This window comes from Tellurirhabdus rosea (genome assembly GCF_026278345.1).
Lineage (GTDB): Bacteria > Bacteroidota > Bacteroidia > Cytophagales > Spirosomataceae > Tellurirhabdus > Tellurirhabdus rosea.
The window spans coordinates 917,804-939,653 of record NZ_CP111085.1 but is presented as its reverse complement, the minus strand read 5'-3'; the positions used below and the strand labels follow the sequence as shown (position 1 = coordinate 939,653).

The following is a 21,850-nucleotide window of genomic DNA, read 5'->3' as shown; positions in this document are numbered from 1 at the left end:
AATAACAGTAATTCTTAATTCAAGAGGCCATTTTGTCCGAAAATAGCTTACGGCGCGTCTTTTGCAAGCGTAAGATTATAAAAACAACAGAAACGAACGCCGGTTAAACCTAAGCCATGAACTTTAATAACTATACCATCAAGGCCCAGGAAGTGATCCAGCAGGCGGCGCAGATCGCGCAGGGCAACCTGCAGCAGACCGTCGAGACGGGTCATGTGCTGAAGGCTATTCTGGACGAAGATCCAAACACGGTCGGCTACCTGGCCAAAAAGGTAGGCGTAGACACCCGCCGCCTGACGCTGGCCCTCGACGCCATCGTGAACGGGTACCCGAAAGTGTCCGGTGCGGGCGCAAACGGGCAGAACATCTACCTCGGCAACGACCTGAACGCGGCCCTGCAACGGGCGCAGACGCAGCTGAAGGACTTCGGCGACGAGTACGTCAGCGTCGAACTGATGCTGCTCGGACTCGTCGGCGGCAAAGACGCCATCGCCACATTGCTCCGCGATGTAGGTTTTAACGAGAAGACATTCAAGGAAGCCATTAAAGAATTAAGAGGAAAAAATAACCCTGTGAAAGACCAGAACGCTGAAGCGAAATACCGTTCGCTGGAGCGGTACAGCATCAACCTGAACGAACGCGCCCAGACCGGTAAGATTGACCCGGTGATTGGCCGCGATGAAGAAATTCGGCGCGTACTACAGATTCTGAGCCGCCGCACAAAGAACAACCCGATTTTGCTCGGCGAGCCGGGGGTCGGCAAAACGGCCATCGTGGAGGGTCTGGCCCAGCGCATCGTGCAGGGCGACGTGCCCGAAAACCTCAAATCGAAGACCATCGTGTCGCTCGATATGGGACTGCTGGTGGCCGGGGCCAAGTACAAAGGCGAGTTTGAAGAGCGTCTGAAGGCCGTCATCAAGGAAGTAACCGATTCGGAAGGCGAGATTATTCTTTTCATCGACGAGATTCACACGCTCATCGGCGCGGGCGGCAATGGCGAAGGCGCAATGGACGCGGCCAACCTGCTGAAACCGGCCCTGGCCCGCGGCGAACTGCACGCCATCGGGGCCACGACGCTGAAGGAATACCAGAAGTACATCGAGAAGGACAAAGCCCTCGAACGCCGTTTCCAGGCCGTGATGGTTGACGAACCGGATGTGCCCGACGCCATCTCGATTCTGCGCGGAATCAAGGAAAAGTACGAACTACACCACGGCGTCCGTATCAAGGACGACGCGGTGATTGCGGCGGTCGAACTCTCGAACCGCTACATATCCGACCGTTTTCTGCCCGACAAGGCCATCGACCTCATGGACGAAGCCGCCGCCAAGATGCGTCTGGAAATCGACTCGGTGCCGGAAGAACTGGACGAACTCAACCGCCGCATCATGCAGTTGGAAATTGAGCGCGAAGCCATCCGCCGCGAAGCCGACCGCGATAAAGAATCAGTGCTCAACAAGCAGATTGCCGACCTGAACGAGGAACGCAACAGCCTGAAAGCCCGCTGGGAAACCGAAAAAGAATCGGTGAACGAAATCCGGACGCTGAAAGAGCAGCTCGACCAGCTTCGTTTCGAGGCCGAAGGAGCCGAACGCTCCGGCGATTATGGAAAAGTAGCCGAAATCCGCTACGGCCGCATTCCCGAAGCCCAGAAGAAACTCGACGAACTGACCGCCAAGGACGGCGACGGCTCCAACCTGTTGCAGGAAGAAGTGACCGCCGACGACATTGCCGAGGTGGTGGCCAAGTGGACGGGTATTCCGGTGAGCCGGATGCTGCAGTCCGAACGGGATAAGCTGCTGCACCTCGAAGACGAACTGGCGAAGCGCGTCGCCGGGCAGGAGGAAGCCATTCAGGTGGTGGCCGATGCCGTCCGCCGCAGCCGCGCCGGGATGCAGGACCCCAAACGGCCGATTGGTTCGTTTATCTTCCTCGGCACCACGGGCGTGGGTAAGACGGAACTGGCGAAGGCTCTGGCCGAGTACCTGTTCAACGACGATAACGCGCTGGTCCGGATCGACATGTCGGAGTACCAGGAGCGCCATGCCGTGAGCCGCCTCATCGGCGCGCCTCCGGGCTACGTGGGCTACGACGAAGGCGGCCAGCTGACCGAGGCCGTGCGTCGCAAGCCGTACAGCGTGATTCTGCTGGACGAAATCGAAAAGGCGCACCCCGACGTGTTCAACATCCTGTTGCAGGTGCTGGACGACGGCCGACTGACGGACAACAAAGGCCGGGTGGCGAACTTCAAAAACACTATTATCATCATGACCTCGAACATCGGGTCGCACATTATCCGCGAACGGCTGGCCGACCTCAACGACCGCAACGCCGCCCGGCTGATTGAGGAAACCAAAGACGAGGTGTTCGAACTGCTGAAGCAGACCGTGCGCCCCGAATTCCTGAACCGGATTGACGAGATGGTGATGTTCCAGCCGCTGACCCGTCGCGAGATTCGCAAGATCATGGAAATCCAGTTCCGGCTGATTCAGGAGCGGCTGGCCGAGCAGGGTATCACGCTCGAAGCCGACGGCGAGGTGCTGGACTTCATCGGGCAGGAAGGCTTCGACCCGCAGTTTGGTGCCCGTCCGCTGAAACGCGTGTTACAGCGCCGCATCCTGAACGCGCTGTCGAAGGAGATCATCGCCGGACGGATTCAGAAAAACGCCGTTGTGGGCATGATGCTGCACGAAGACGAGAACGGACAACGCGACATCATCTTCTTCAACCTGGACAAGGTGCCGGTATTGGAGTAAGAATGAGAATAACTGACAGACGCCCGGTTGCTTTCAGCGGCTGGGCGTTTTTTGTGTATTGAGGTGGAGCGGAAAGTGGAAGGAACCAGCGTCGGCCATGTTTTCCCGTCGCGTTAGCGACCAAACGTTTGTAGCATGAACAGGTAAGCCTTAGTCTTTCCGTCGCGTAGCGGCCTAACAAGTCCAAGAGGTTAGGTCGCTACGCGACGGATATACCACAATGGATGTTTAGGTTTGCTACAAACGTTTGGTCGCTAACGCGACGGAGACATACGACGGCGCGATTGGTTTGCTACAAATATTGGGTCGCTACGCGACGGATATACCACAATGGACGGGTGGCTTGCTGCAAACACGGGTCGCTACGCGACGGAAAAACACGCCGAAAACGTTGACCTCGCTACAAACATGGGTCCGTTGATGCGGCGGGATACCACCGTTGACATGCCAGCCCCGTCAATCTTCCAGCGGCCTGAAAACATATCGTTCATCAAAAGGCACCTCGAACTTTCGCAAAAACGCGACATACTCCTCCCCGAACGTCCGCTTTCGGTGATGCTCTTCCTGATTCAGAATGTATTTCACGACCTCGTCAAGTTGTGACCGACCGTACGAAAAGGTTCCGTAGCCGGATTGTTATTCAAACCGGCCCGGTGTCAGACGGTTTTCGTTAATCCATTTCGAGGAGTCCATTTTTACATATTGCATCAACTCTGAAATCGATTGCTTTGGGTTCAGCCCGATGAGCAGGTGAACGTGGTCGGGCATGCCGTTGATAGCGAGCAGCTTGCTCCCCTAGTGCTGGATAATGCCTGTCAGATAGCGAAACAGCTTTTCTTTCCAGTCCTGACGGATCAGGCCTTGCCGGTACTTCACGGCAAATACCGCGTGTAGATAAACCTGCGTGTAGGTATTTGGCATTTGAGGATGGAACGGGGGTTTCGAACAACTCTGCAAAACATACGGAATTCGCCCGTCCGACTTTAGGTAGCCGGGCGTTTTTTGTTTCTTTATACTTTAATTGCCCCAATTTTTTACAACGCCCAACTCATTTTGATAATGTTGCGAGTTTCCTTTTCCCTGCTGACCTCCTTTTTGCTCCTGTCCTGGCACTGGACGGACCCCAACCGGTCGGCACCGGCGCCGACCCGGACCGTCCTGACCCGCCTGGATTCGATGCGGAACGCCGCCCAGCGGAATGCCGCCCAGTGGCCTTCCGAACTGACCATTACCCCGTTCGTCGGGGCGGACCTGACCCCGAGCCCCGCCTGTCTGGCCGTCGCGCCGGGCGGTGAGGTGTACGTCGGAGTCGATAAGATGGGTTCGCTGGGCAAAAAACCGGGTCAGGGCAGCATCGTCCGGCTGGTCGATACCAACAACGACGGCAAAGTGGACCAGCATACGACGTTTGCGCTCGCCGACAACCCGCGCGGAATCCTGCCCGTGGGCGATCAGGTGTTTGTGCTGCACACCGTTTTTTCGAAAGAAACCGGCGTGGCGTCGGGCATGGACCTCGTTGTGTTCGAAGATAAAAATGGCGACGGAGTAGCTGATGGCCCGTCGAAGCCGCTGATTCAGCACATCAGTTCGCCCAAATTCCTGCAAAGCCGCGGCACCGACCACGCCACCAACGGCATCCGGATGGGCATCGACGGCTGGATCTACATCGCCGTCGGCGATTTTGGCTTTCACGGCGCGACCGACCGTTCCGGCAAACAAATGACCATGCTCGGCGGCGGCATTGTGCGCGTCCGGCCCGACGGCACCGAAATGGAGGTCTACACCCACGGCCTGCGCAACATCTACGACGTGGCCATCGACCCGTACATGAACATTTTCGCGCGCGGCAACACCAACGACGGCGGCGGCTGGAACATCCGTTTCAGTAACCAGATTCAGACCGGCGAATACGGGTATCCGGTGCTGTTCAAGCATTTTACGGACGAAATCATCCCGGCGCTGGTCGATCTGGGCGGCGGTTCGGGAACGGGCGCCCTCTTCATCGACGATGCGACTTGGCCGGAAAAATACAACCGGGTGCCGCTGATGGCCGACTGGGGACGCAGCCAGCTGTATGTCCACCGCCTGACGCCCGACGGCCCCAGCTTTACGCAGAAAGAAGAAGAATTTATCAAACTGGCCCAGATCACGGACGTGGACATCGACGCTTCGGGCCGGATGTACCTGTCGGCCTGGGACGGGGCGGGGTATTCGGGCAATCCGTCCAAAGGCTTCGTGGTGCGGGCGGTGCCCAAAACCTGGAGCTACAAGCCGTTTGCCGACGTCAGAAAAGCGTCGGAAAAAAACCTGGCTTCGCTCCTGAAATCAGGCAGTGCTGTCGCCCGGCTCGCGGCCCAGCAGGAGCTGCTCACCCGACCGGCGAAGAAAGCGGCCGACGTGGCCTGGGACGTAGCCAGCGACAAAAACCTGCCGTTGTCCAGCCGCGTAGCCGGTCTGTTCACCTATGCGCAGATTACCAAGGCGGAAGGCATTGAAAACCTGGTGAAACTGACCGCCGACGCCACCCTGCGGGAGTTTGCCCTGCGGGCGCTGGCCGACCGGAAAAAAACGACCGAAAAAGTGCCCATCGAGCCGTTCCTGAACGGACTGAAAGATCCTTCGGTGCGGGTGCAGATGGCGTCGATCATCGGACTGGGCCGTCTGGGCCGTCCGGAAGCAGCGGAGGCGCTGTTGCAGACGACCGTTCCGGCATCCTTCGTGGCTCCGGCGGTCGGCACGGAAGGGCCGCACGCTACGCCCAACCCGTCCATCATTCCGGCCCACCTCGCCGTCCGGGCGCTGACGGCGCTCAACGCCGTGGATGCCTGCGTCCGGGCAATCGACGGACCCAACGCCACGCTGGCCCTCTGGGCGCTGCGGTACATGCACGACCCCAAAGCCGCCAGCGGACTGGTCGCGGCTTACCAGCGCTCGACGGCCCCGGCGCAGCAGAAGCAGATTCTGACGACCCTGGCCCGCCTGTACCAGAAAGAAGCGGATTACGACGGCTCGTGGTGGTGGGGAACTCGTCCCGACACGCACGGCCCGTACTACAAAGCCATCGAATGGGAAGCTTCGCCCCTCATCAAAACGACCCTGCTGGAGGCCTGGAAGAAGTCGGCCGACAAACAGTTCTTCGCCGATCTGAACAGCCGCCACCGCCTGGGTATTGCCGAATTCGGAGGAGAAGAAAAAGCCGTTGCCGAAGAGGCCGTAAAGGTTGATCTGGCGAAAATCAAAGACAAAAAAGGGCAGGTCGGCGACTCGTCCATTGAGGACGTGATGCTGGCCCTCGCCAAAATCAAGGGCGATGCCGGGCTGGGCCGGAAGCTTTTTGTGCAGCAGGGCTGCGTGGCCTGCCACAGCCTGAGCCGGAGCGAGCCGATGAAAGGGCCTTTCATGGGCCAGATCGGCTCCATCATGAACCGCGAACAGATTGCGGAATCCATCCTCAAACCGAACGCGTCCATCTCGCAGGGCTTTGCCACGGTGCTCGTTTCCGCCAAAGGAAACAAGAGCTACACGGGCTTCGTGACCGAAGAGTCGGCCGACAAACTGGTGCTACGGGACATCACCGGGCAGGTTTACCGCCTGCGGGCCGCCGACGTGCTGAGCCGGAAAGAGATGGAAACATCCATGATGCCCGCCGGTCTGGCCAACGCTCTTTCGTTTGAGGAATTCGCCTCGCTGGTGACGTTTCTTTCGGAGCAGAAAAAATAAGCGGAGCTTTTGAGAATCAGGAAAATGGCCATGCCGCAGGGTGTGGTCATTTTTGCGTTTAAACGGCTCCGTTCCCGGAAAATTATTATACCTGACCAGTCGGATTGGCCAATCGCCTGACCGTAAACGGAAAGAACTGCAAAAGGGAGTCGGCCGCTGATTACGAGCGTGTTCCAGGTCATGTTGGCCAACTATTAAGGAGAAACGAAAGGACGTAATCTTTTCCTAATCCTGAATTGCATCTGAGTACTAATTCTCATTATTATTTTTATTTAAAATATGTTGCGTATAATTCTGAATAAGAATAGTATAGCCCGGACAACGAACGGTTTGTTAAGAATCCCGCCCTGTTTTTATCAATTCTTTAAATCCGCTCCGGGCGGTCGCTGACGAATACGTTTCGCCGGAACTTTGCAGTATCAAACGATTCATCCTTCTACCCCCTATGACGTACCTCTATTCTCCCTCAGGTCGTCTCCTCCGAACGGTCCGGAGGAACGTAACCTTTGGCCTGCTGATGGCGACCCTGCCGTCGGCTGCCGTATGGGCTGCTCATCCGTCCCCGGATTTCGGGAAAAAGCAACGGGAAATTCGCCAGACGCCCAATGCCGACATCACCGTTAGCGGCCGGGTGACCGACGCCGCCACGGGCGAGGCGCTGGCCGGTTGTTCGGTGCTGCTGAAAGGCACCCAGCGGGGCGCCACCACCGACGCGAAAGGCGATTACCGGATTGTCGTGCCCGACCAGAACGCTGTCCTCGTGTTTGGCTTCATTGGTTTCGATGCGCAGGAAGTGCCGGTCAACGGGCGCGCCACCCTCAACGTATCGCTCAAACCGTCCACTTCCGAACTGTCGCAGGTGGTGGTGATCGGCTACGGGACGGCTTCCAAAAAGGACGCGACCGGCGCGCTGACCTCGCTTAAAAGCACGGATTTCAACCGGGGTATCATCAACTCACCCGAACAACTGCTGCAGGGCAAGGTGGCGGGCGTCAACGTCACCTCGGCCAGCGGCGAACCGGGTGGCCGGCAGAGCATCACCGTCCGGGGACCGGGCGGCGTCCGGACGGGCAGTACGCCCCTGTTTGTGCTGGACGGCATTCCGCTCGACAATTCCAGCACGGGCGGCGCGACCAACCCGCTCACGTTCCTCAATCCGCAGGATATTGAAGCCATCGACGTGCTGAAAGATGCCTCGGCCACGGCCATCTACGGGGCCCGCGGTGCCAACGGGGTCATTCTGATCACGACCAAAAAAGGCAAAGCAGGCGTGTCCAACCTGACGCTTTCGACCAATCTCGGGCTTTCCCGAATGGCCCGTCCGCTGGAACTGTTCAGCGCCGACGAGTACCGCCGCCAGGTGGCCGCGGCCGGCGGCGTGGTCGATGACCTGAAAGCTGACACCGACTGGCAGCGCGAAATCAGCCGCCAGGCCGTGACGCAGGACTATAACCTGGCTTTCAGCGGCGGGGCCGAACGGCTGACGTACTATGGCTCGCTGGCCGTGCAGAATCAGGAAGGTATTCTGAAAAACAGCAAACTGAACCGCTACACGGGCCGTTTCAACGCTTCCCAGCGGTTTCTGGACGACCGGCTGACGGTGGACATGAACCTGACCGCCTCGCAGACGATCAACGAACGGCCGCCCATCGAAAGCGTCCTCGGCGGGGCCATTTCGGCCAACCCGACCTACGCGGCCTACGACGCCAAGGGCGAGCCGGTGCGGTATCAAGCCGGTACCAACCCGCTCATTTCGCTGCAACTGCAGAAAGACCTCACGACGACCAACCGGATCGTGGCTAACCTGTCGCCTTCGTTCAAAATCACGAAAGACCTCGTCTACAAGCTCAATCTGGGGGCCGATTATGCCAACTCGACGCGCGACCTGCAGTCGCTGGCCAGTGCCGTGCCGCAGCAGGACGGACGCCTCGAAAGCATCTATTCCAACAACCGGAACGTGCTGATCGAGAACTATTTCACCTATACCAAAGGCTGGAACGACCACGACCTGACCGCCTTGCTCGGGCATTCGTACCAGCAGTTTCAGATTCAGGGCCGCAACTGGAGCATCAACAAATTTCCGCTGTCGCCGATTGAGCCCATCAACAACCCCGGCCTGGGGCAGGACCTGACGCTGGCCAACAACCGGCCGGGCGGCTTTGCCCTCCAGAACGAGATTCAGTCGTTCTTTTCGCGGGTCAATTATCAGTACAAAAACCGCTACCTGCTGACGGCTACGGTGCGGGCCGACGGGTCGAGCAAGTTCGGGGCGAACAATAAGTACGGCGTTTTCCCTTCGTTTTCGGCGGGCTGGCGGCTGTCGGAGGAGGCTTTCCTGCAATCCGGGCCGTTCTCCGACCTGAAGATCCGCGCGGGCTGGGGCCAGACCGGCAACCAGGAAATTCCGTCGAAAATTACCCAGGCGCTGTTTACCTCGAACGTGGCGGCCGCGACCAGCTACCCGCTCGACGCCTCGACCAACTTCCCGGCCGGGACCACCTACACCCGCCTGGCCAATCCCGACATCCAGTGGGAGGTCTCGACCCAGACCGACATCGGGCTTGATTTCGGTTTGTTCAAAGGGGCGCTGACGGGCTCGGTGGATTATTTCCGGAAAGTGTCGGGCAAGATTCTGCTGGAAGTCATCCCGGCGGACCCGATTCAGCCGGCGTCGACTTACTGGACCAACGTGCCGGACATGACCATCACCAACCAGGGGCTTGAACTCGAACTGGCTTACCGGCACGTGAGCAGCAGCGGCTTCCGGTTCGATCTGGGCGGCAACGTGACGTTCATCAAAAACGTGGTGGAAAACTCGCCCTACACGGTCATTACGTCCGGTTCGGCCACCGGCCCCGGACTGACTTCGGCCACCGTCAACGGCTACGTGAACGGGCAGCCCATCGGCACGTTCTTCCTGCGCGAATTTATCGGCATCGACGAAAAAGGGCTCAGCAAATACCGCGACACGGACGGCGACGGTGTGGTTTCGGACAAAGACCGGATTGCGGCCGGCAGTGCCCTGCCCACCCGGCAGTACAACCTCAACGGCAGCGTGGCCTACAAAGGCTTCGACCTGACGGCCAACTTCAACGGTGTTTCGGGCAACAAGGTGTACGACAACACGGCCAACGCTTACTTCTACAAGGCCCGTCTGGTGAAAGGCCTCAACGGAACGACCGAAGCGCTGGGCGAGCCCAACGAGTCGATCAACAACGCCGCGCCGGTATCGACCCGCTTCCTCAAGGACGGTTCGTTCTTCCGGCTCAACAACCTGACGCTCGGCTACAACCTGAGTCCGAAGCTGATCGGCATGAATCGCTGGATCTCGGGCATCCGGCTGGCGGCCACGGGCCAGAACCTGTTTGTTCTCACTAAATACGACGGCTACGACCCGGAAGTGAACATCGACCGGACTGTCAACGGCATTTCGTCGTACGGAATTGACTACCTGAGCTACCCGAAGGCGCGTTCGTTCGTCTTCAGCCTGAATCTGACTTTTTAACCGGCCATCTCCATGAAAAAGAACATACTGCTTACCCTGACGCTGCTCGGACTGGTGAGCCTCAACGGTTGTACGGACCTCAGCGAAAAAGTCCTCGACGAAGCTTCGGCCACGGGCCTGACCGACAAGCAGGCCGCCGACGGCAATATCGCCCCGGTCTACGCCCGACTGCCGGATATCTTCCTGCACACCAACTACTTTGCTATTCAGGAGATTTCGACCGACGAGGCGATTCTGCCGTATCGAGGTGGCACCGACTGGGGCGATAACGGCATCTACATGGCCCTGCACCAGCATACCCACACCAGCACGGACCCCAACCTCCGCAATACCTGGGTACTGCTGACGCAGGGAATCTCGCGCGCGGTGACGGCCATCAATACCCTGCCGGGTATCAACGATCCCAACGTCAAAACGTACGTGGCCGAGGCGTGGGGCATGCGGGCCTATTACAACCTGCTGCTGCTGGACCTTTTCGGGCTGGTGTTTGTCAAAGACGACCCGCAGGGGACGTCCTCGATTCTGCGCGGCGAACAGGCGCTAGAGCATATCAAAAGCGAACTGCTGGCCGTGGAGCCTGACCTGCAGACGAACGTCGGTCCGGGCCGACTGACCAAAGCCGCCGTTTGGGGGCTGCTGGCCCGCCTTCATCTCAATGCCGCCGTGTATCGCGACCGTTACGCCGAGCGCTTTACCTTCCGGCCCGAGGATATGGACAAGGTGGTTGAATACTGCGATAAAATCATCAGCGGCGGTCAGCACCAGTTGTCGCGGGATTATTTCGCCATTTTCAATTCCGACAACAACAGCAACAAGGAGCTGATTTTTGCGGTGGACCAGCGGGCCGAACTCAACGGGCACAATCGGCTGGCTTATTTCTCGCTCTCGGGTGACCAGTTTCCGCTGCCCGCCTTCCCGAACGCCAACGGCACCGACGGCCCGGCCATTACGCCGGACTATTACCGGACCTGGGTGAACGCCTACGCGCCGCAGGACCCGAGTGTGGACCCGCGTTTTCACAAACAGAATCTGGTCATTCCGGCCGATTCCTGCGTTTCGGCGGACGCGTTCAACATGAACCGGGGCATTCTGCGGGGCCAGCAGTACGGGCTGATTCGGGTCAACGGGGCATTTGTGCGCTGCGGAAGCAACTACCGGGTCGGGCGGCTGTTCAACGTGACCCGCAACCGGCCGACGCTTCCGGTCACTTTTACGGAACGGGTGGATTTTACCGTGTCGGGCAGCGACTACAATACGGGCTACCGGGTGCTGAAATATGAATTCAGCAAAAAATCCGTTTCCGGCCGGAACCTGGGCGACGCCGACATTTCCATCCTGCGGCTGGCGGACATTTACCTGATGCGTGCGGAAGCGAAACTGCGGAAAAGCAACGATGCCGCCGGAGCACTGGCCGATGTCAACACGGTCCGGGCCGCGCGAACGGCCTCTACGCCACCGCCCGCCCTGACCAGCATGACCCTCGATCTGCTGTTCCGCGAACGCGGTTTTGAACTGTACTGGGAAATGGTCCGCCGGACGGATATGATCCGTTTCGGAAAATACGAGGAAAGCTGGACCGAAAAATCCGATGCCAACCGGCAGAAGCGGGTGTTTCCGATTCCGCAGACTGCCATCGACGGCGCGTCGAACTTGCCGGGGTATCTGGTCCAGAATCCGGGTTATTAAACCTCGGTTTATTGCTTAAAAGAAAACCCGGCCACCTGAATGGCCGGGTTTTCTGGTTGGTGCCAATCCGGATTATTGCGCCAGCTGGGCGTCCTCGCGGCTATTGAAGGTATCGCCCTGACTCATATCGCCCGTTTCCAGTCCTTTTTTGAACCAGTAGACCCGTTGGGCCGAGGTGCCGTGCGTGAACGCATCCGGAACGACGCGGCCCTGGGTTTCGGACTGAATCCGGTCGTCGCCGATGGAATTGGCCGCCCGAAGGGCCTCTTCCACATCACCGGGTTCAAACGTGAAGCTTTTGCCGTTGGCGTGGTGCGCCCAGACGCCCGCCAGAAAATCGGCCTGCAATTCCAGCCGGACCGACAGGCGGTTGGCTTCCGTCCGGCTCATCCGCTGCTGGGCGGAATGAATCTGATCCATGATGCCCAACTGGTCCTGAAGGTAGTGCCCGACCTCGTGCGCGATGACGTACGCCATCGCAAAGTCGCCGGGAGCCCGGAAGCGCTGGGCAAGTTCGTCGTAGAACGAAAGGTCGATGTACAGTTTTTTGTCGCCGGGGCAATAAAACGGACCCGAAGCCGCCGACGCCGTTCCGCAACCCGATTGTGTAACCTGCCGGAACAGGACCAGTACGGGCGGACGGTAAGTCTGCCCCTCTGCCTGTGCCGGAAGCACCTGCGACCAGATGTCCTCCGTCGAACCCAGCACCCGACGGGTGAAACGGGCCGCTTCGTCGTCCGGCTGGGGACCGGTTGCCTGCTGCTGCGTCGCGGCCGGTTCTTCGCCGCCCCCGCTCAGAATCGTCGAAGGATCGCCGCCGAGCAGCATGACAATAATGGCTACCACGACGGTACCGATGCCACCGCCGACCAGCATTCCACCGCCGCCGCTACCCCGACGGTCTTCTACGTTGCCGCTTTCACGGCCTCCAATCCAGCGCATATCGTTAGTTTTATGTAGTTCCCAGAGTCTGTTTCCGTATGCTAAAATGCATTAAAGGCAGCAATTGTTTGCCAGTTTCCAAGTATCCGAGTCTGTACGCTGTTCCGGAACGAAAATTGTTATCGCCTGTCTGGTCATCACTAGTTTCCTGACAAAGCCGGAAGTAAAGAGACCGCCAGTCTTTTTTCAAAATAAAGCCGTGTTCCTTCTCTGCCCGGTGGTCTTTTCTCCGATTTTTCATTTGAGATTATCACCACAAAATAGAACATAAAACAGAATCGGTCTGCTGGAGAACCGCTTGTTAAAAGATGCTTTGAGATTAATTGAAAGTGTAATAATATGTAAGGTTAATCTAAAGATATATAGATGGTTAAGAATATTTAGATATGTTGGAGTTTTGCTTTTACGTAAGCGATCTTGAGTGGAATAACTGGAGTCTGATACGAAAAGTCATTGGTGTATTGTTGGCCGTTGGAGTATGGGGAGTAATGGCGTTTTATATGTCCAGTTCCAACCGGCTCAAATTCCCGATCCCGGATGCGCTGTATCTGGTGCCCTTCCTGTCGGCTTTACTGATAACCCGCCTGCCGACGTTTGGTCTGGGCAATCTCGATGTAGACGAAAGCATGTACATCGCCGGGGCCAACAAACTCTGGCTGGACGGCCGGTTCTGGATTTCGCACGACGGCTCGACCAGCGGGCCCGGGGTGATTTACCCGCTGATGCTGTTGCGGCTTTTTGTCGATAAGCTCGATTACGGGCTGGTCAGGTTCTACAACCTGTTCGTCAACTTCATTCCGGCGATTCTGCTGCTGTACTGGGCGCTGAAACGCAGTTTCGGGGCCGCCGCCGCGCAGGTGGCTCTTTTGCCGGTTGTGCTGCTGGCCGCCCTGTTTTCCAACAAGGGAATGCTGGCCTATAACGGGGAGCAGGTCTGCCTGCTGCACTTCGCCGCCAGCCTTTTCCTGCTACTGGAGGCCCGGGCGCGGCAGTTTCCGGCAGGCCGCCTGTTCGGACTGGGCTTAGTGCTCGGACTGGCGCCGTTCACCAAGCTGCAAATGGTGCCGCTGGCGGGCTGGCTGGGCCTCTGGACGCTGGCCGTGGTGCTTGGCTCGGCCACGGCCGACCGGTGGAAAAAGTCCGCCTGGCTGCTGGGCGGAGCGCTTCTGCCGACGATTCTGGTGGTTCTCTATCTCTGGCAGAACAACTACCTGCAACCCTTCTGGCTGCTGTATCTCGAAAGCAACCTGCAATACGCCAGCAATCCGACCAACATGCAGCAGGCAGGCCGCCTCGAACAGCTGGTGGCCTGGGCGCACTGGGTGATTACCTTCCGGGAAACGTTCGGTTTTCTGCTGCTGTTGGCGGGTGAGGGGCTGCTGCTCGGCTGGCTGTGGTTTCGGGGCCAGTTGAAGCAGACTTCCTTTGCGCTGGTGGTTCTGGCGCTTGGCAGCGTTGCGTTTTCGTTTTTAAGCGTATTTATCGCCAAAAACTACTTTCCGCATTACCTCTGGCTGGTGCTTCTGCCGCCCGCTCTGCTGACCGCTATTTTGTTCAGATCCACGGCCGAATCGGGCCAGCTGCGCTACTGGGCTATGGGCTACGTTACGGTATGTCTGGCCGTGATGATGCGGTACCACCTTGGCATCAGTGATTTTGGCCGCGATCAGGTTTTCTTCGCCAGCCGCGACCGGCAGTTAAGTCCGCTCGCGCAGTACCTCCAACCGAGAGTGAAGCCCGGGGAGCGCCTCGGCACCTGGGGATTTGTGTCCGACGAATTTGTGACCCTCGACGTGGTTTCCGCCAATTTGCAGGTTCATACGCAGATGATCATCCAGCGGGAAGGTAACGTTCGTCAGTACCTGATCAAACGTTACCTGGACGATATGGAAAGGTACCGTCCCCGCTATCTGGTGGATGATGTGCTGCCGCAGAACGGGCGCGGTTTTCTGAAAGACCCGGACAGGGAGGGCCTTTTCACGGTTCCGCCCATCGCCGCCTACGTCCGGAAGCATTACCGGCTGGATGGCAGCGTGGAAGGCCGCCGCATTTACCGGCGGATTGATGAGGCCGTCGCCCAGGGCCGGAAGTCGGCTCAGTGACGGCGCGGCTTTGCCCGTTCGTACTGCACTGGCCAGCTGACCTCGTCGCCCAGCTGCTGCGCCGCGTGCAGCGGAAAATACGGGTCGCGCAGAAATTCCCGAGCCAGAATGACCACATCCGCTTTTCCTTCGGCAAGGATGGCTTCTGACTGCTCGGCGGAGGTAATCAGCCCCACGGCGCCGGTCGGCATGCCGGTTTCCTTCCGGATTCGTTCGGCAAACTGGGTCTGGTAGCCCGGCCCGACGGGAATCACGGCATTGGGAACGTTGCCGCCGGTCGAGCAGTCCACCAGATCAATGCCTTTTTCTTTCAGAATGGCGGCCAGCGCCACGGAGTCGTCGCCATTCCAGCCGCCTTCCATCCAGTCGGTGGCCGAAATCCGGACAAACAGCGGGAGGTCGGCGGGCCAGACGGTCTGCACGCGCTCCACCACTTCGAGCAGCAGGCGGATGCGGTTTTCAAAACTACCGCCGTAGGCATCGGTGCGCTGGTTGCTCAGAGGAGACAGGAACTGGTGCAGCAGATACCCGTGCGCCGCGTGAATTTCGACCACCTTAAAACCTGCCTCCAGGGCCCGGCGGACCGCCGATGCGAAGTCGGACCGGACTTTTTCCAGCCCGGCCTCATCCAGCGCCAGCGGGGCAAATCCGTTCGGAGAAAAGGCGAGGGCGCTCGGTCCGACGGTCTGCCAGCCGCGGGGTTCCTCCGGGCCAATCATTCCGCCGCCTTCCCAGGGACGATGGTGGCTCGCTTTGCGGCCCGCATGCGCCAGCTGGATGCCCGGAACAGCGCCGTGCTGTTCCAGAAAAGTCGTGATGCGCCGCAGGTTTGTGACGTGCTCGTCGGCCCAGATGCCGAGGTCTTCGGGCGAAATCCGGCCTTCGGGCGAAATTGCGGCGGCTTCGGTAATGATCAGACCTGCCCCGCCAACGGCGCGGCTGCCGAGGTGAACCAGATGCCAGTCGTTGGCAAAACCGTCTTCGCTGCAATACTGACACATGGGGGAGACCACGATGCGGTTGCGCAGGGTTACGCTCTTGAACGTAACCGGGGAAAATAACTGAGACATGGGTGGAAAGGGTGTTTATGGCTTAATTCCCGGCCGACGGTCCGGGTAATACGTCACCGGCCAGCACCGCCGCTTCGTGGAGCAGTTCGGTCGAGACCAGTTCGTCGGTGACGGCTTCGATGTATTCGTCCACTTCGTCCAGTGCCTGGACGGGGTTGCTGTAGCCGATCAGAAACCGGCCGACGTACAGCACGTTGAGCGCAAACTGCAGGCCGGGAAGGGCGTGGTTGTGACGGGTGTCGTTCGTGTTCATCAGGTAGGTAACAGGCAAAATGGCTCCAACTGTTCCCTTCGGTCGTCATTGGTGTTTGAGGGGCGGCCCGATTCGGAGTTGCGCCGCCAGGAGGCTTCGGACAGGCTGGGGATTTCCCTAGTTTTTAGGAGTAAACAAAGAAGAGTGTTGGCTTCTATGAAAGTAATTGGTAACTTTCTAAGAATTTTTGTGAATACAAGCGTTTCACCCATCTGCTTCTGAGCGATACAACCTGTCGAACGAAAAGAGAGTATGCAAAGACGTTCCGCATTGAAATCCATGGCCGTAGCGGTAGGCGGCCTGATGGCCCTGCCCGGTTGGGCCAGCGGCTGGAACCGGACTACGGTCCAGAGTGCCCGTTTCCTGTCCGCTCCCCAGGACGCCCTGCTGGCCGATGTGGCCGAAACCATCCTTCCCGCCACGGATACGCCCGGTGCCAAAGCCCTCAACGTGCACCAGTTTATTCAGAAAATGATCACCGACTGCTTTGAACCGACGGCTCAGGAAACGCTGAAGAAGGGGCTGGCGGCGGTCGAGGAGAAGGCCCGTGCCACGTACGGAAAATCCTTTGCGGAAGGCGACGCCACCCAGCGGACGACGCTGCTGTCCGGTCTGAATGCTTCGGAAGACCCGACGCTGAAAAGCTTCTACTCCACGGTCAAAAACCTGACCATCCGGGGTTACATGACTTCAGAATACGTCATGACCAACCTCACCAAGTTCGAATTCGCCCCCGGCCGCTATCACGGCTGCGTCCCGGTGACAGCCTCTTCCAAAACACTTACTGAAAAGAAATAAAAAGGCTTAAGGTGTAACGTTCAACGTTTAACTGCTAATAGCTTTCAACGTTCAACGTTACTCCTTAAACGGCTATCGACTTATGGCAAATTTTGCGATTGACGCCGTCAAGGCAACCACATACGACGCCATTGTGATTGGCTCCGGCATCAGCGGAGGCTGGGCCGCCAAGGAACTGACCGGAAAGGGTCTGCGGACGCTGGTCCTGGAACGGGGCCGCGATGTCCGGCACATTACGGACTATCCGACGACCATGATGCAGCCCTGGGAGTTTGAGCACCGGGGACAACTGCCGCTCGAAATCCGCAAGGCCAATCCGATCATCAGCAAATGCTACGCCTTTTACGAAGGGTCGGCGCAGTTTTTTGTCAAGGACGCCGAGCATCCGTACGTGCAGGAAAAGCCGTTCGACTGGATTCGCGGTTATCAGGTCGGCGGCAAATCGCTGATGTGGGCCCGCCAGACGCAGCGCTGGAGCCAGTTTGATTTTGAAGGCCCCGCCCGCGACGGCTTCGCGGTCGACTGGCCGATCCGGTACGAAGACCTGGCACCCTGGTACAGCTACGTGGAAAAGTTCGCCGGCATTTCGGGCAATAAGGACGGTCTGCCGCAGCTGCCGGACGGCGAGTTTCTGCCGCCCCACGAGTGGAACTGCGTGGAGAAGTACTTCAGCCAGAAAATGAAGGACCATTACAAAGGCAGCCGACCCATCATCATGGGGCGGGCCGCGCACATCACCAAGCCGCAGCCCATTCACCTGCAGCAGGGCCGGGCGCAGTGCCAGCACCGGACCATCTGCGAGCGTGGCTGTCCGTTCGGCGGGTACTTCAGTTCCAACTCCTCGACGCTGCCCTGGGCGGCCAAAACGGGCAAACTGACCCTGCGCCCGCATTCGGTCGTGCACTCGATCATCTACGACGAGAAGAAAGGCAAGGCAACGGGCGTGCGCGTCATCGATGCGAACACGAAGGAAATGATGGAGTTCTACGCCCGCGTGATTTTTGTAAACGCTGCGGCCCTGAACACCAACCTGATTTTGCTGAATTCAACTTCGAACCGCTTCCCCAACGGCCTCGGCAACGACAGCGGGGTGCTGGGCAAATACGTCGCCTTCCACAACTACCGGGCGGGCATCTCGGGCGATTACGACGGTTTTCTGGACATGACCACCGACGGCAAACGTCCCAATAGTCCGTATATTCCCCGCTTCCGCAACGTCTTCAAGCAGGAAACGGATTTTCTGCGGGGCTACGCCGCCGGTTTCAACGCGGGCCGGAGTTCGTATTCGGACCAGAGCGGCATCGGCGCGGACCTGAAAACGAGCCTGCTGAACCCCAAAATGGGCGGCTGGCACGTCGGTTCGCACATGATGGGCGAAACGATTCCGAAAGAAAGCAATTACGTGGCGCTCGACGCGGGCCAGAAAGACCCCTTCGGCATTCCGCAGCTTAAAATATCGGTCGCCTACGACGATAACGACGATAAAATGGTGAAGGATTATCTGGAGCAGATGACCGAAATGTTCACCGTGGCTGGCTTCAAGAACATCCGCACCCGCGACGACAAGCGGAATCCGGGTCTGGATATTCATGAGATGGGCGGCGTCCGGATGGGTAAAGACCCTAAAACGTCGATGCTCAACAAATGGAACCAACTGCACGCCGTCAAGAACGTCTTCGTGACGGACGGCGCCAGCATGACGTCCACGTCCACCCAGAATCCATCGCTGACCTACATGGCCTTTGCGGCCCGCGCGGTGGATTATGCGGTGAAAGAAATGAATAAGAAAAATCTGTAAGAGGTCAGCGTCAATCGTCAGGGTTTATGATTTCGGGAGGCACACTTCCGGGATTGTAAACCCTGATTTTTTGTTTTGTGCTGAAAATGAATGGGTTGTATCTGGTGGCAGGCTCCGGAAACTGTCTTTTTGAAATAAAAGTTCACCGGGTTAAACCATTTTAATTAAACGCATTCTAACGGTCAGTAACAACAAAAAACTTTACTCACCATGAAGACATTGCTTTTGACTTTGGTTGGTTTTGCTCTGATTAGCACGGGCGCAATGGCCCAGCGTGGTTATGACCGCAATGATCGTTACGACCGGAATGACCGGTACGAGCGCGATTACCGGTATGACAATGGCCCGAACTCCCGCGTGGACGAACGCCGAGACGAGATGCGCATTGAGCGCCTGGACGACATCGTGAACCTGTCGCGCCGGCAGGAGCGGGACATCAAGCGCATCGAAGACCGTTACGACCACATGACCTATGACACCCGCAATCCGCAGGCTTACCAGCGCCTGATGTGGCAGAAACAGCAGGATATTCTGGCGGTTCTGTCGCCGGGCCAGCGCCAGCGCCTGTTTGATGCCCAGCAGGCCCGTCGCTACGATCGGGGCGGTGGCGGTTACAACGGACGCCGTTTCTAACCTGAGGCCCGTATAGCAGAGGGTCCGGTGAGCCAGTATCGATACTGGCTCACCGGACCCCTCCGTCATTTTATCGCTGCCTGATTACAGATTCGTCGGACGGTTGCCCGTCGTGGTGTTCGAATCGTAATCGTCCGTTCCGTAGGAGTTACCCGTGCGGAGGTTCGTGTCGTTCGTGATGTTGCCGGTTGTCGTGTCGTCCACGTCCACTTCCGTACGGCGAACCGTATCGCGGACCGTTTCTACACGTTCTTCAACATCCTTGCTCAGCGAAACCTCTTCTACCACGCGGGCTTCCTTGGACGTAATGGCGCGCTCTTCGTGCTGCGTCAATTCGATTTCGCCTTCGCGGAAACCGGACAGTTCTGCCTCAGAGGCCGGGCGGTTCACCGGGTTGCGGTGTACATGAACGCGTTCGGCACGCAGACGCAGATTTTCTTCCACCGGGCGCTCGATGATCCGGCTGCGGACCCGTACGCGACCCGTTTCTACTTCCTGCTTGCCTACGTTCAGCTGCTCCTCAATGATGGGGATGCGCTGGTCGGAATCGATGGTCCGGTCAATATCCCGGGTCCGGTCGTAGTCGGCGCCGGTCGTCCGGTTCAGGTCCATATCCGCGTCGGAAGTGGTCATGCCGGAGGTCGTCATATTAGTTGAATCCAGATCTGATGACGTCAGACCGGCCGTTCTGCCCCCGGCAGAGTAGCCGCTCTGGTAATCGTTCTGGTACTGGGAAGCCCTTTCGTTGACGTCAACGGCTCCGCAATCGTCCAGAATATCGACGGCGCGCTCGGCTTCGTCTTGCGACATGGCGTGAACCGTTACGATCGAGCTCCGGCTGCCTACTTCTGAGTAGGTGCGGGTTTCGTCGTTGTCGCCGCCAAAAAGCGAGCTGAAGAAGTCACCAATGCCCCAGCCGTCGTCGTCACGATCCCGACTTCTGCGGTTGTTATCCGAGTCACGATTGTAGTCCGAGTCACGATTGTAAGCCGAATCGCGGTTGTAAGTCGTCGAGCTGCCGGTCGTTCCCATGGAGGTGCTGCCCATGTCGGTGGTCGAACCGGTATTGTAATTGGTCGAACCGGTGTTATAATCGGCTGCATCGCTCATTGTGCTGGTCGACAGGTCAACCTGGTCCCGGTTAAAGCCCTTGTCCATCAGTTTTTCTACCGCATCCTGCGCCTCCCGGGCGCTGTCGAAGATACCTACTACCGTTTGTGCCATGGTTTTTTGTTGAGTATGATGTGAATAAACATTAATCAACCGGGTTTTCCGGGTCCAGGCGTTCGACCGTCACTTCCTCCTTACGCAGCGTGATCTGTTCGGTGGCTGTGGTTTCGATGTGCTGGCGGGTAACCCGCAGCTCCTCGACCAGCCTCAGCCGCTTTTCGACGACCACCACTTCTTCCACAACGGGAATGATCATGGTGTCGCCTTCGTACCGAACTTCCGGCAGCGTATCAACAAACTCTCCGACGGCAACCCGTTCAACGTCCACTTTTTCGCTGATCAGCGGCGTAGAAACGGTCTGTTCTTCCTCGTAAACCCGTTTACCAATGCGAATTCTGCCGGTTTCGACAACTTCCTTGCGCACCTGGAGGTGTTCCTCAATGACGGGGATCACCCGGGTACGGTTTAAGTCGTTCGCAAACGGAATATTCGAATCGGGAGTCTCTTCTGGAGTCATCATGCTCTCGGATTATTTACTGGATTTTGTTTTCGGCCCGCCTTTCTCTCGAAAACCGGTTGCACTCAAAAGGAACAGGCTCCGGCGGGAAAGGTTTTTTAATTATGATTAAATAATCTATAGATAAAGTAGAAAAATGCATTTCCCGCCCTGAAAAGCCCTGTTTGGGGCCGATAAAGTATTAGCCACAGGGACTCCCCGGCGCGGCGCGGGTGAAAAATGCGGGAGGGAAAAGGGTTTGGGGGAAACTGGCACCGTGTTTGCACCTTTTCGGAGTACGGAGCGAGCCCGTGCCGACGTTTTTATACACCGTAATTATACCCGTAACACCGTATGAAGAGCCTTGAAATCAACTTCGATGCGCTGGTAACGTACAACCTTACCCCCAATCAGTATACCTTTCTGTTTCTGACCCATGCCCGGCAGTATGCCCTGATGTACCGTTTCGTACAGGAGGGTCCGGGCTTTTCCGCGCTGGAAATCGGGGACCTCGTCGACCGTGGATTCGTTCTTGACCTGAATCCGTCGGGTTATTACTACATGGACTCCTTCGTGCTGACGGAAAAAGTGGCCAACGATCTCTTTGAAACCGATACCGAGAAGGCGGCCCTGGAATTCTGGAACACGTATCCCATCCAGCTCTACGACCGCGACCGCGACGAGTCGTTTTCGCTCCTGACCACCGATAAAACCCAGTTTCTGAAGGATTACTACGTCCGCATCGGCTACTCGCCGGAGAAGCACAGACGCGTGATGGACGCCCTTAATTTCGCCATTGACCACCGCATGATCGACATGAGCATCCGGCAGTGGCTCGATTCTGAACAATGGGAAGCCATTCTCGAAATCCGGCAGGAACGTCTGGCGGCCTGACCGCTCACGAAAAAGTGTTGTCTGCCT

Annotated in this window: 14 protein-coding genes and 1 pseudogene; 9 read left to right on the top strand and 6 right to left on the bottom strand. The window is 58.0% G+C overall.

Going from position 1 to position 21,850, the window contains the following annotated elements:
- The first annotated feature begins 116 nt into the window (after window positions 1-116).
- On the top strand, window positions 117-2,756 hold the full coding sequence (clpB, locus tag ORG26_RS03820; RefSeq protein ID WP_266367201.1) for an ATP-dependent chaperone ClpB: 2,640 nt from the start codon (window positions 117-119) through the stop codon (window positions 2,754-2,756).
- Window positions 2,757-3,212: 456 nt separating this feature from the next.
- Here clpB and tnpA read toward each other — a convergent pair.
- Window positions 3,213-3,677: pseudogene (gene tnpA / locus ORG26_RS23660) on the bottom strand (IS200/IS605 family transposase).
- 138 nt (window positions 3,678-3,815) lie between these two features.
- On the opposite strand from tnpA, the gene ORG26_RS03810 reads away from it, so the two are divergent.
- The 3 genes from ORG26_RS03810 (at window position 3,816) to ORG26_RS03800 (ending at window position 11,667) form a co-directional block, all read left to right on the top strand.
- The gene (locus ORG26_RS03810) at window positions 3,816-6,476 is read left to right on the top strand and encodes a DUF7133 domain-containing protein (protein ID WP_266367200.1); all 2,661 of its coding nucleotides are present in this window, start codon (window positions 3,816-3,818) and stop codon (window positions 6,474-6,476) included.
- 445 nt (window positions 6,477-6,921) lie between these two features.
- Window positions 6,922-9,981, top strand: a complete 3,060-nt coding sequence (locus tag ORG26_RS03805; RefSeq protein WP_266367199.1) for a SusC/RagA family TonB-linked outer membrane protein — start codon at window positions 6,922-6,924, stop codon at window positions 9,979-9,981.
- Between the two features lie 12 nt (window positions 9,982-9,993).
- The gene (locus ORG26_RS03800; RefSeq protein WP_266367198.1) at window positions 9,994-11,667 is read left to right on the top strand and encodes a RagB/SusD family nutrient uptake outer membrane protein; all 1,674 of its coding nucleotides are present in this window, start codon (window positions 9,994-9,996) and stop codon (window positions 11,665-11,667) included.
- A 72-nt stretch (window positions 11,668-11,739) separates the two neighbouring features.
- Here ORG26_RS03800 and ypfJ read toward each other — a convergent pair whose 3' ends face one another.
- Window positions 11,740-12,609, bottom strand: a complete 870-nt coding sequence (gene ypfJ / locus ORG26_RS03795) for a KPN_02809 family neutral zinc metallopeptidase (RefSeq protein WP_266367197.1) — start codon at window positions 12,607-12,609, stop codon at window positions 11,740-11,742.
- A gap of 500 nt (window positions 12,610-13,109) precedes the next feature.
- On the opposite strand from ypfJ, the gene ORG26_RS03790 reads away from it, so the two are divergent.
- Window positions 13,110-14,711: a hypothetical protein gene (locus tag ORG26_RS03790; RefSeq protein WP_266367196.1), complete on the top strand. Its 1,602-nt coding sequence runs from the start codon at window positions 13,110-13,112 to the stop codon at window positions 14,709-14,711.
- Here the strand turns inward: ORG26_RS03790 and ORG26_RS03785 are convergent.
- The gene (locus tag ORG26_RS03785; RefSeq protein ID WP_266367195.1) at window positions 14,705-15,781 is read right to left on the bottom strand and encodes an NADH:flavin oxidoreductase/NADH oxidase; all 1,077 of its coding nucleotides are present in this window, start codon (window positions 15,779-15,781) and stop codon (window positions 14,705-14,707) included. The genes ORG26_RS03790 and ORG26_RS03785 overlap by 7 nt on opposite strands.
- Window positions 15,782-15,803: 22 nt before the next feature.
- Window positions 15,804-16,034 (bottom strand): hypothetical protein, encoded by a 231-nt coding sequence (locus ORG26_RS03780; protein ID WP_266367194.1) that lies wholly within the window; start codon window positions 16,032-16,034, stop codon window positions 15,804-15,806.
- Between the two features lie 252 nt (window positions 16,035-16,286).
- On the opposite strand from ORG26_RS03780, the gene ORG26_RS03775 reads away from it, so the two are divergent.
- From ORG26_RS03775 to ORG26_RS03765, 3 genes are all read left to right on the top strand, one after another.
- Window positions 16,287-16,832, top strand: a complete 546-nt coding sequence (locus ORG26_RS03775) for a gluconate 2-dehydrogenase subunit 3 family protein (protein WP_266367193.1) — start codon at window positions 16,287-16,289, stop codon at window positions 16,830-16,832.
- 82 nt (window positions 16,833-16,914) lie between these two features.
- Complete coding sequence (locus ORG26_RS03770; RefSeq protein WP_266367192.1) at window positions 16,915-18,630, top strand: GMC oxidoreductase; 1,716 nt, start codon at window positions 16,915-16,917, stop codon at window positions 18,628-18,630.
- Between the two features lie 210 nt (window positions 18,631-18,840).
- Window positions 18,841-19,263: a hypothetical protein gene (locus tag ORG26_RS03765; protein WP_266367191.1), complete on the top strand. Its 423-nt coding sequence runs from the start codon at window positions 18,841-18,843 to the stop codon at window positions 19,261-19,263.
- A gap of 84 nt (window positions 19,264-19,347) precedes the next feature.
- On the opposite strand, the gene ORG26_RS03760 is transcribed toward ORG26_RS03765, so the two are convergent.
- Together ORG26_RS03760 and ORG26_RS03755 are read right to left on the bottom strand one after the other, a co-directional pair.
- A complete protein-coding gene (locus ORG26_RS03760) occupies window positions 19,348-20,487 on the bottom strand; it encodes a YsnF/AvaK domain-containing protein (RefSeq protein WP_266367190.1) in 1,140 nt (379 codons plus the stop codon).
- Window positions 20,488-20,518: 31 nt separating this feature from the next.
- A complete protein-coding gene (locus ORG26_RS03755) occupies window positions 20,519-20,953 on the bottom strand; it encodes a YsnF/AvaK domain-containing protein (RefSeq protein ID WP_266367189.1) in 435 nt (144 codons plus the stop codon).
- Between the two features lie 330 nt (window positions 20,954-21,283).
- On the opposite strand from ORG26_RS03755, the gene ORG26_RS03750 reads away from it, so the two are divergent.
- On the top strand, window positions 21,284-21,823 hold the full coding sequence (locus tag ORG26_RS03750; RefSeq protein ID WP_266367188.1) for a hypothetical protein: 540 nt from the start codon (window positions 21,284-21,286) through the stop codon (window positions 21,821-21,823).
- Window positions 21,824-21,850 lie beyond the last annotated feature (27 nt).